Source organism: Aeromicrobium sp., from assembly GCF_014378035.1.
In the GTDB taxonomy this organism is placed as follows: domain Bacteria; phylum Actinomycetota; class Actinomycetes; order Propionibacteriales; family Nocardioidaceae; genus Aeromicrobium.
The window spans coordinates 1-9,679 of record NZ_JACMOM010000001.1; the positions used below are offsets into that span (position 1 = coordinate 1).

The following is a 9,679-nucleotide window of genomic DNA, read 5'->3' on the forward strand; positions in this document are numbered from 1 at the left end:
ACCGGCACGACGGCGTGGAGCTACGCGATCGCCGGTACGACCTTCCCGGCCGACGGCACGTACACGCTGTTCGTCCGCGCGACCGACGCGGTCGGAAACGCGGGCACGACGAGCACAGAGTTCGTCATCGACAGGACCAAGCCGACCGGGGTGGGGTTCAGCACGACAAACATCACGAATCTCCGCAAGCTCGAGGTGGGAGACACCTACTCCCTCACCTATTCCGAGGCCATGAGCCCCGGCTCGATCTACGCGGGCTGGAACGGTCTGACGGTCCAGAACGTCGTGGTTCGGGCGACGAACAGCGGCACCAACGACAAGCTGACGATCTACACCTCGAACTACGGTGCGCTGCTGCCACTTGGCACCGTGGCCCTCAAGCGGGGCGACTACATCACCGGGTCGATGACGTTCGGCCTCAGCGGGACACTTTCGACAATGACCATGAGCGGTTCGAGCCTCATCATCAAGCTCGGCACACCCAGCGGTACGCCAGCCACGGCGGCGGCGGCCGCGAACGCGACCTGGACACCCAATGCGTTGGCCACCGACCTCGCCGGGAATGCCGCAGCCACCACCGTCTACACCGAGACCGACCTCGACAGCGACTTCTAGTCATCGGTGCCTGCTGCCGCCCGAGCATGATGTGGGACTCGACGGACTGGGGCCGGTGACAGCGCCGTGACCGGCGCCCCGACTAGCGGGTCATTCGTCGTCCTCGAGGCGGAATCCGAGCTTCATTGTCACCTGATAGTGCGAGACGCTGGCGTCGGTGACCTGCCCCCGGATGTCGGTGACCTCGAACCAGTCGAGGTGTCGCAGGGTTTTGCTGGCCCGGCCGATTCCGTTCTCGACGGCCTCCGTGATGCTCTCCGGGGACGTGCCGACGATCTCTGTGACGCGATAGGTTCGATTGCTCATGCGTCCATCATGCAGCCTGCTGCCTGCGACGTAGAGTAGAAGGGTGAGCAATGAACCCCGCGAACCCCGCAAGCAGAAGGTCTTTTCCATCACCACTGCTGCGACCTCCCAGAGCCAGGACCTCGGCCACCGTGAGAAGCGGTACGCCATCTCGATGGGCATCCGCACCGTCTGCTTCGTCGGTGCGGTCATCGTCAGCGGCCCGCTCCGCTGGGTGCTGATCGCCGGGGCGGTGTTCCTTCCCTACGCCGCCGTCATCCTCGCCAACGCGGGCGTGCGCAAGAAGGGCGCCGGTCCGTCACCGTTCGGGCCCGAGCCCAAGGGCGCCATCGAGGCTCCGCGGACCGTCCTGCCCCACCGTGACTGACGTCCTCACCTGCTCGGCCAAGGGTTGTGCGAACGTCGCCCAGCACCAGGTGCTGTGGAACAACCCCAAGATCCACACACCTGATCGGCGCAAAATCTGGCTCGCATGTGATGAACACGAGGCATCATTGCGAGCGTTCCTCGGTGCGAGGGGCTTCTGGAAAGAGACCCAGCCCATCGACGCGTGAGCAGTAGCGGCGTCAGCCGCCGATGGCCGACATCGAACGTGTCGGCTGTAGGAAGTTGGGATCGTCGATGCCGTGCCCGGGCAGCTTGGTCATCATGGCCGCGGCCCACCGACGTGCGATGTCATCGTCGGAGGCGCCACCACGCAGCGCCGCCCTCAAGTCTGACTCCTCACGCGCGAAGAGGCAGTTGCGAATCTGGCCGTCGGCCGTGAGCCGTACGCGGTTGCAGTCGCCGCAGAACGGGCGGGTGACCGAGCCAATGATGCCGACGGTGTGCGGCCCGCCGTCCACGAGGAACTTTTCCGCCGGGGCCGATCCGCGGCCGTCGAGCCCGGTGAGCGTGAAGTGTTCGGCCAGCAGCGCCAATGTCTCGTCGGCAGTGACCATCGCCTCACGGGTCCAGCCGTGCTGCGCATCGAGGGGCATCTGCTCGATGAAGCGCAGCTCGTAGCCGTGCTTCAGGCACCACCGGAGCAGGTCGGGCGCCTCCGTGTCGTTGATGCCGCGCAGAAGCACCGCATTGACCTTGACCGGCGTCAGGCCGGCCTCGTGTGCGGCAGCCAGCCCGTCGATGACGTCGTGCAGACGATTGCGGCGGGTGATCTTCTCGAAGGTGTCGGGATCGGTGGTGTCGAGGCTGATGTTGACTCGGTCGAGCCCGGCCTCCGCGAGCGCCACGGCCGTGTGCTTGAGCCCGAGCCCGTTTGACGTCATGGCGGTGCGGGGGTTCGACGGTAGTGCCTTGGTGGCGGCGATGATGGCCGGCAGGCTGCGTCGCAGCAGCGGCTCTCCCCCGGTGAAACGAACGTCGCGAACACCCAGGATCTCAACGCCGATGCCGATCAGCCTGATCAGCTCGGCGTCGGTCAGGGTCTCCTCCGTCGGCATCCAGTCGAGCCCCTCGGCTGGCATGCAGTACTGGCAGCGCAGGTTGCACCGATCGGTCAGCGACACGCGCAGATCGGTGGCCACACGGTCGTATCCGTCGATCAGCTCCATACGTCCATGGTAGGTGGCGGCGACCAACCCGGCTGACTTGGACTTGGCGGGGACACATACGCTCAGAATGTGTTCCGGTTCCTGATCAGTGTGCGATGGATCGGGTTCGCGGTCTTTGTCCTTGTCCTCGGCGGTGTCTGCACCCGGCTCGGTTTCTGGCAGATTCACCGGCTCGAGCATCGTCTCGACCAGAACAAGGTCATCACGACTCATTTCAAGAGCGCTCCGGTCAGCCTCGACTCGGCCCTGCCATCTGGAGCGAAGGTCGACGACGCGAGTGAGTGGACCCGCGTCACCGCCACGGGGGTCTACGACGTCAAGCACCAGGTCACCGTCAAGTTCTCCACCCGTGACGGTGCGCCCGGCGTCGATGTGCTCACCCCACTCGTGCTGGCGTCCGGTGACGCCGTCCTCGTCGATCGTGGCTGGATGGAGACGCAGAACACGATGGACAGGCCCACCGTGCCCGAGCCCCCCACCGGACAAGTCTCCGTCATGGGTTGGCTGCGTCAGAACAACGGCGCCGAGGGTCAAGCCATCCGGCCAGTGGCGGGACAGGTGAGGGCCATCTCGAGCGCTGGTCTGGCGAAGTCTGTGCCTTACGACCTCACCGACGGCTACGTCAATCTGCAGACCGAGACGCCTCATCCAGCTGCCGGGCTCGACGCCGAGCCGAAGCCGGAGCTCGGTCAGGGCCCGCACTTCTTCTACGCGCTTCAGTGGTGGTTCTTTGCCCTGCTGGCCGTCGTCGGTTGGTTCTGGTTCGCGTGGGCCGAGGCCAAGGAACGCCGCAACCCCACCCGGCTCGATGGTTTCGCCGCAGCTCCCCCACCGCCCACGTGACACCGCCACCACCGCTTGACGACGGAAGGATGATGAGGGACTCGGGTCGCTCCAGCAGCCGCTGGCCCTACTCCTTCGTCCTACAAAGGTGCGTCAGGCAAGGCTGACGAGGTCGGCGTAGGTGTCTGACCAGAGGTCTTCGTCGCCGTCGGGCAGCAGCAGCACTCGGTCGGGCTCCAGCGCCAGCACCGCACCTTCGTCGTGCGACACCAGGATGATGGCGCCCTCATAGCTGCGAATGGCGCCGAGCACCTCCTCGCGGGAGGCCGGGTCGAGGTTGTTCGTCGGCTCGTCGAGCAGAAGCACGTTCGCGCTGGACACGATGAGGCTGGCCAGGGCGAGGCGGGTCTTCTCTCCACCGGAGAGCACCCCGGCAGACTTCTGGGCGTCGTCGCCGCTGAACAGGAACGAGCCGAGGACGCTTCGTGCCTCGGCGTCGTTGAGCTGGGGCGCGGCGGTCTGCATGTTCTGCAGCACCGTGCGGTCGGTGTCGAGCGTCTCGTGCTCCTGGGCGAAGTAACCGATCTTCAGCCCGTGTCCGGGAATGATCTCGCCGGTGTCGGCCGCGGCGGTGCCGCTGAGGATCCGCAGGAGCGTTGTCTTGCCGGCGCCGTTCAGACCCAGCACGACGACACGGCTGCCCTTGTCGATCGCCAGGTCGACGTCGGTGAAGATCTCGAGCGACCCGTACGACTTCGACAGCCCCTCGGCCATCAACGGCGTCTTGCCGCAGGGTGCCGGCTTGGGGAACTTGATCCGGGCCACCTTGTCGCTGGCCCGCTCGGCCTCGAGACCCTTGACCATCTTCTCGGCGCGTTTGAGCATGCTCTGCGCGGCCGTCGCCTTGCTCGCCTTGGCGCGCATGCGGTTGGCCTGGTCGGTGAGCTGATCGGCCTTCTTGACTGCGATGGTCCGATCGCGCTTGCGCCGGTGCTCATCGGTCTCGCGCTGGTTGATGTAGTTCTTCCACGTCATGTTGTAGATGTCGACCTCGGCCCGGTTGGCATCCAGGTACAGCACCTTGTTGACGGTCTCCTCGAGCAGATCGACGTCGTGACTGATGATCACGAGGCCGCCTTTGAAGCCGCGGAGGAAACCACGCAGCCAGACGACTGAGTCCGCATCGAGGTGGTTGGTCGGCTCATCGAGCAGCAAGGTGTCGGCGTCGGAGAAGAGGATGCGGGCGAGCTCGATGCGGCGCCGCTGGCCACCCGACAACGTCGACAGGGGTTGACCCAGGACACGATCGGGCAGGCCGAGGCTGACAGCAATGGTGGCGGCCTCGGACTCGGCGGCGTAGCCACCACCGGCCCCGAACGTGGCGTCGGCGCGCGTGTAGGCCCTCATGGCCTTCTCGGCGATCTCCGGGTCGGGTGAACCCATGTCGAGCTCGGCCTTGCGCATTGCCGTGAGCGCCTCGTCGAGCCCGCGGGCGCCGAGGATCCGGTCGCGTGCCGTGATCGACAGGTCGCCGGTCTTGGTGTCCTGCGGCAGGTAGCCGATCTGTCCGGACGACGTGATGGTGCCGCTGGCGGGCAGACCGTCACCGGACAGCATGCGGGTCAGCGTGGTCTTGCCAGCGCCGTTGCGACCGACGAGGCCGATCTTGTCACCCTTGTCGACCCGGAAGGAGACATCAGACATCAGGACGCGAGCGCCGAAGCGTAACTCCACATTGGAGACGGTAAGCATGAGAGAACTTTCAGATCAGGGTGTGCAAAAGGTTGGCGTGCGTACGCCGACGTCATTCCCGCTGATAGAAGTTCACGTTCGCAGTCTACGGGATCCCCGCCACCAAACCCACGCTCGCGAATCACTCAGGACCGCTCGCGAGTCGTTCAGGACCGTGAGTTCTGTCACTGAGTGACTCCTGAGCGGTCCTGAGTGACTCGCGAGCGGGGTGGGGTCAGCCGATGTTGAAGCCGAGGGCACGAAGCATCTCGCGGCCATCGTCAGTGATCTTGTCGGGCCCCCACGGCGGCATCCATACCCACTCGATACGGAAGTCGTTGACGAGTCCGTCGAGCGCGGCCCGCGTCTGGTCCTCGATGACGTCGGTGAGCGGACACGCCGCTGAGGTGAGAGTCATCGAGAGCACGGTGTTGCTGTGCTCGTCGACATCGGCACCGTAGACCAAGCCGAGATCGACGACGTTGATGCCGAGCTCGGGGTCGACGACATCCTTCATCGCCTCGATGATGTCTTCGACACTGGTGGCGCTCTTGGGCTGGATCGCCGCCTCGAGGTCGACGTTCGGGAAGTCGGTGTGATCGGTCATGAGGTCCCCTCATTCGAAGAAGAAGTGTCTGACAAAGCAGTGTCTGAAGAAGCAGTGTCTGAAGAAGCAGTGGTGACAAGCGCCTGCGAGACGGCGTCCTTCCAGGCCATCCACCCCAGCAGCGCGCACTTGATGCGACCGGGGAACTGCGCGACCCCGGCGAAGGCGATGCCATCCTCGAGCACGTCCTCGTTGGGGTCGATCTTGCCCTTGCCGTGCATCAGCTGGTTGAACTCGTCGAGCACGGCCATGCCCTCGGAGACGCTCTTGCCGACGATGAGGTCGTTGAGCACCGAGGTCGAAGCGCGGCTGATCGAGCATCCCTCGGCTGCGTACGACACGTCGGACACCATCTCGCCGTCGAGATGCACCCGCAGCGTGATCTCGTCGCCGCACGTGGGGTTGACGTGGTGCACCTCCGCCTCGAAAGGCTCACGGAGACCTGCACCGTGGGGGTGCTTGTAGTGGTCCAGGATGATCTCCTGGTACAACGAGTCGACGTCCATCTCAGCCTCCGCCAGGCCCTCGGGAGAAGTACTTCTTCGTATGGTGCAACGCCTCGACCAGCGCATCAATTTCCGCGGTCGACGTGTAGAGGTAGAACGAGGCCCGCGTTGTCGACTGCACCCCGAATCGCAGGTGCAAGGGCTTGGCACAGTGATGCCCTGCGCGCACGGCCACGCCACGCGAGTCGAGCAGCTGCGAGACATCGTGCGGATGGATGTCGTCGAGGGTGAAGCTGATGGCTCCCCCACGGTCGACAGCCTGCTTGGGCCCGATGACCGTGAGCCCGTCGATCTCCTGCATGCGCCCGAGGGCGTACGCCGTGATGTGCTGCTCGTGCGCCGCGACCTTGTCCATGCCCAGGGCCGTGAGGTAGTCGACGGCAGCACCAAGACCGACGGCCTGGGCGATCGGCGGTGTGCCGGCCTCGAAGCGCGACGGCGGGGGCGCGTAGGTCGACGACTGCATCGTGACCGTCTCGATCATCTCGCCGCCACCCATGAACGGTGGCAGCTCGGCCAGCAGGTCGTAACGACCCCAGAGCACGCCGATGCCCGTGGGGCCGACCATCTTGTGGCCCGTGAACACGACGAAATCGGCGCCGAGCGTCCCGACGTCGACGGGAATCTGCGGCACCGCCTGCGAACCGTCGATGACAACGAGCGCCCCGACGGAGTGCGCCTTGGCGATGATGACGTCGAGCGGGTTGATCGTGCCCAGCATGTTCGAGACCCAGGTGACCGAGACGACGGCGGTCTTCTCGGTGATCAGGGTGTCGATGTCGGAGAGGTCGAGCCGGCCCTCGTCGGTGACGCCGAACCAGCGCAGGGTCGCGCCGGTGCGCTGCGACAGCTGCTGCCACGGCACGATGTTGGAGTGGTGCTCCATCTCCGTGATGACGACGTCGGACGCCGGGCCGAGCGGCCCCTTGCCGGAGATGTCCTTCGCCTCACCCAGCACGCGGGCCACGAGGTTCAGCGCCTCCGAGGCGTTCTTCGTGAAGATGACCTCGTCGCGGCTCGGCGCGCCGATGAACCCCGCCACCTTGTCGCGGGCGTCCTCGAACGCCGCGCTCGCCTCTGCACCGAGCTGGTGCATCGCGCGCGCGACGTTGGCGTTGTGCAGCCGGTAGTGCTCGTCGATGGCACGAATGACGCTCTCGGGCTTCTGCGACGTGTTGGCGTTGTCGAGATAGACCAACGGCATGTCACCGGCCAGCTGACGTCCCAGGATCGGGAAATCGGCCCGCACCCGGGCAACGTCGTAGATCGATCCGCCCGTCTCGGCCGGCGCCGTGCGCATCATGACTGCGCCGCAGCCCCCGCGCCGGCAGGCGCATCAGAACGGTGGGTGTACTTGTCGTAACCCTCCGCCTCGAGCTGGTCGGCGAGCTCGCGGCCGCCGCTCTCGGCGAGACGTCCCGCCACGAAGACGTGGACGTAGTCAGGCTTGATGTACTGCAGGATGCGCGAGTAGTGCGTGATGAGCAGGACGCCGCGGTCGCCCTGGTTGCTGAAGCGGTTGACGCCGTCGGACACGACCCGCAGGGCGTCGATGTCGAGGCCCGAGTCGGTCTCGTCGAGCACCGCGAACGAAGGGTTGAGAAGCTCGAGCTGGGCGATCTCGTGGCGCTTCTTCTCACCACCGGAGAAGCCTTCGTTGACACTGCGCTGCGCGAACTCCTTGTCGAGCGTGACCCGCTCGAGCGCCTCGTTGACGTCCTTGATCCAGGTGCGGAGCTTGGGGGCCTCACCGTCGATGGCCGTCTTGGCGGTACGCAGGAAGTTGGCGACCGAGACGCCTGGCACCTCGACCGGGTACTGCATCGCGAGGAACAGGCCCGCGCGAGCGCGCTCGTCGACCTTCATCGAGAGGATGTCGACACCATCGAGGGTGACCGAACCGCTCGTGACGGCGTACTTGGGGTGTCCTGCGATGGAATAGGCGAGGGTTGACTTTCCGGAGCCGTTGGGGCCCATGATTGCGTGCACCTCGCCGGACTTGACCGTGAGGTTGACGCCTCTGAGGATCTCCTTGTCGCCTTCCTCGGTGTGCACCGAGACGTGAAGGTCCTTGATCTCAAGGGTTGCCATGTGTGTTCAGCTCCTAGGCTCTGCTGTTGCGATGGGGGTCAGATCGACCAGGACGGTGTCGCCCTCGATCTGGGGTGAGTAGGTGGGCACGGGCTCCGTGGCCGGGAAGTTGACCGGCTTGCCGGTGCGGATGTCGAAGCGCGAGCCGTGCAACCAGCACTCGATCTCACAGCCCTCGACGTCGCCCTCCGACAGCGGGATGGAAGCGTGCGAGCACTCGTCGCGGATGGCGTAGACATCATCGCCGTCGCGGACGAGCGCGATTTCTTCGCCGTCGATCGAGACCGCGAGCACTCCCCCGTCGGGAACATCCGCGAGCGCCGCGGCCTTGACGTAGCTCACGCGAGGCGCCCCACGTGCTCGGCCAGCTCCTCCTCGATGGAGGCGATGAGTCGCTCCTGGAGGGTGGGCACGCCGATGCGCCTGATGATGCCGTTGAAGAAGCCGTGCACGACAAGGCGTCGCGCCTCCTCCTCGGGGATGCCGCGGCTCTGCAGGTAGAAGAGGTGCTCGTCGTCGAAGCGGCCGGTGGTGGACGCGTGCCCGGCACCCTCGATGTCGCCGGTCTCGATCTCGAGGTTGGGCACCGAGTCGGCCTTCGCACCGTCGGTGAGCACAAGGTTGTCGTTGCTCTCGTACGTCAGGATGCCCTCGGCCTCCTTGCGGATGAGGACGTTGCCGATCCAGACCGTGTGGGCGCCCTTGCCCTGCAGCGCGCCCTTATACTCGACGTTGCTCTTGGTCTTGGGCGCCGTGTGGTCGACGAACAGCCGGTGCTCGATGTGCTGGCCCTCATCGGCGAAGTAGACGCCGAGCATCTCGACGCTGCCGCCGGTGCCGATGTAGTCGGCCGACGTGCTGGCACGCACGACGTCTCCACCGAGCGACACCGCGATGTGCCGCAGCGCGGCGTCGCGCCCGACCCGAGCATGCTGGGTGACGACGTGCACGCTGTCGTCGTTCCAGTCCTGGATCGTGACGAAGGTCAGCTGGGCACCGTCCTCGAGGACGACCTCGATGTTCTCGGCCCAGGTGGCCGAGCCGTCGTAGTCGACGATGACGACAGCCTTGCTGAACCGGCCGGCGCGCACGAGCAGGTGCCCCGCGGCAGCCTTGTCGATGCCACCACCGTGCAGGCGGATCGTGGTCGGTTCGTCGACCTCGGTGTCCCGGGGAATCGTCACCTCGAAGACCGAGGTGGCGGCGTCCCACGCGCGAGCGGACACACGATCGACCGGCAGGTAGCCGGAGGCACCGCGGGCCGAGTCGGCAGCAGGCACCGACAGCGCCGTCACGCCGGGAGCGGCGTCGACCTCGATCTTGAAGGCGTCGCCGTCCAGCGGGGCGTCCTGGTGGAGGCCCCGCAGCCGCTTGAGCGGGGTGAACCGCCAGATCTCTTCCATGCCGGTGGGCACCGGGTGGTCAGCGAGGTCGAACGACCCCTGCGGGTGGAGGTGACTTTCGACCGGTGAGAGCTCGAGCGCCTC

The 9,679-nt window shown here is 66.0% G+C and carries 13 protein-coding genes; 4 read left to right on the forward strand and 9 right to left on the reverse strand.

Annotated elements, in window-relative coordinates; translation table 11 throughout:
- The coding region (locus H7290_RS00005) for a hypothetical protein (RefSeq protein ID WP_290511958.1) at positions 1-615 on the forward strand (615 nt) is incomplete at its 5' end.
- 90 nt (positions 616-705) lie between these two features.
- On the opposite strand, the gene H7290_RS00010 is transcribed toward H7290_RS00005, so the two are convergent.
- Positions 706-921: a dodecin gene (locus H7290_RS00010; RefSeq protein WP_290511959.1), complete on the reverse strand. Its 216-nt coding sequence runs from the start codon at positions 919-921 to the stop codon at positions 706-708.
- A gap of 43 nt (positions 922-964) precedes the next feature.
- Between H7290_RS00010 and H7290_RS00015 the strand changes: the two genes are divergently transcribed.
- Entirely contained in the window at positions 965-1,288 is a 324-nt protein-coding gene (locus tag H7290_RS00015; RefSeq protein ID WP_290511960.1) for a DUF3099 domain-containing protein, read from the forward strand.
- A complete protein-coding gene (locus H7290_RS00020) occupies positions 1,281-1,475 on the forward strand; it encodes an acetone carboxylase (RefSeq protein ID WP_290511961.1) in 195 nt (64 codons plus the stop codon). The genes H7290_RS00015 and H7290_RS00020 overlap by 8 nt, the downstream gene beginning before the upstream one ends.
- A 12-nt stretch (positions 1,476-1,487) precedes the next feature.
- Here H7290_RS00020 and moaA read toward each other — a convergent pair whose 3' ends face one another.
- Positions 1,488-2,474 carry a GTP 3',8-cyclase MoaA gene (gene moaA, locus H7290_RS00025; RefSeq protein WP_290511962.1) on the reverse strand — a complete coding sequence of 329 codons (987 nt, stop codon included), beginning with the start codon at positions 2,472-2,474 and terminating at the stop codon, positions 1,488-1,490.
- 69 nt (positions 2,475-2,543) lie between these two features.
- Between moaA and H7290_RS00030 the strand changes: the two genes are divergently transcribed.
- Entirely contained in the window at positions 2,544-3,317 is a 774-nt protein-coding gene (locus tag H7290_RS00030; RefSeq protein ID WP_290511963.1) for an SURF1 family protein, read from the forward strand.
- Between the two features lie 93 nt (positions 3,318-3,410).
- Here H7290_RS00030 and H7290_RS00035 read toward each other — a convergent pair whose 3' ends face one another.
- The 7 genes from H7290_RS00035 to sufD all read right to left on the reverse strand — a co-directional run.
- The gene (locus tag H7290_RS00035) at positions 3,411-5,009 is read right to left on the reverse strand and encodes an ABC-F family ATP-binding cassette domain-containing protein (RefSeq protein WP_290511964.1); all 1,599 of its coding nucleotides are present in this window, start codon (positions 5,007-5,009) and stop codon (positions 3,411-3,413) included.
- A gap of 214 nt (positions 5,010-5,223) precedes the next feature.
- Positions 5,224-5,595, reverse strand: coding sequence for a metal-sulfur cluster assembly factor (locus H7290_RS00040; protein WP_290511965.1), 372 nt, complete (start codon positions 5,593-5,595; stop codon positions 5,224-5,226).
- Positions 5,592-6,101: a Fe-S cluster assembly sulfur transfer protein SufU gene (sufU, locus tag H7290_RS00045; protein ID WP_290511966.1), complete on the reverse strand. Its 510-nt coding sequence runs from the start codon at positions 6,099-6,101 to the stop codon at positions 5,592-5,594. The genes H7290_RS00040 and sufU overlap by 4 nt, the downstream gene beginning before the upstream one ends.
- Before the next feature lies 1 nt (position 6,102).
- Positions 6,103-7,404, reverse strand: coding sequence for a cysteine desulfurase (locus H7290_RS00050; protein ID WP_290511967.1), 1,302 nt, complete (start codon positions 7,402-7,404; stop codon positions 6,103-6,105).
- Entirely contained in the window at positions 7,401-8,192 is a 792-nt protein-coding gene (gene sufC / locus H7290_RS00055) for a Fe-S cluster assembly ATPase SufC (protein ID WP_290511968.1), read from the reverse strand. Before sufC ends, H7290_RS00050 begins: the two co-directional genes overlap by 4 nt.
- Before the next feature lie 6 nt (positions 8,193-8,198).
- Positions 8,199-8,534, reverse strand: a complete 336-nt coding sequence (locus H7290_RS00060; RefSeq protein ID WP_290511969.1) for a non-heme iron oxygenase ferredoxin subunit — start codon at positions 8,532-8,534, stop codon at positions 8,199-8,201.
- The coding region (gene sufD, locus H7290_RS00065; RefSeq protein WP_290511970.1) for a Fe-S cluster assembly protein SufD at positions 8,531-9,679 on the reverse strand (1,149 nt) is incomplete at its 5' end. The genes sufD and H7290_RS00060, both read right to left, overlap by 4 nt.